The sequence below is a fragment of the Clostridium sp. UBA5119 genome (assembly GCF_002414285.1).
Lineage (GTDB): Bacteria > Bacillota > Clostridia > Clostridiales > Clostridiaceae > Clostridium_J > Clostridium_J sulfidigenes.
This window is the reverse complement of record NZ_DHYX01000108.1, coordinates 17,820-18,180: the sequence shown is the minus strand read 5'-3', so window position 1 is coordinate 18,180 and position 361 is coordinate 17,820. Positions and strand designations below refer to the sequence as shown.

Annotated in this window: 1 pseudogene; it reads right to left on the bottom strand. The window is 32.7% G+C overall.

What is annotated here, in order from left to right:
• Positions 1 to 361 (bottom strand): annotated as a pseudogene (locus B2671_RS16510) (hypothetical protein); the annotation flags it as partial.

Here is a 361-nt window from a genome sequence, read left to right as displayed (position 1 = left end):
TTGAAATTGAGGATTTAAATAATCTATACCCGTATCTATAATTGCAGCTATTGTACCTTTCCCTGTAAGATTTAAAAAGGTTTCTCCGTGAAATTGGGTTATATTAGCAGCTTCTACTGGTTCTATAGCTGACAAGGTGTAAGGGAAACTAATATCTATGTTAAATATATTATTAAATCTATTTATGAAGTCAGTATAATTAGCAGTTCTCACAGAAGCAATGTAGGCACCCTCAGATACGTTAAAGGCACATACATATTCTATTTCTTTAATCAGGCTATTAAAGTCCCCTGTATACTTAATGAATACAGTTACATATTCTTCGCTAATATAGGCCTCTCTACACAGAGAAATTTCTCTG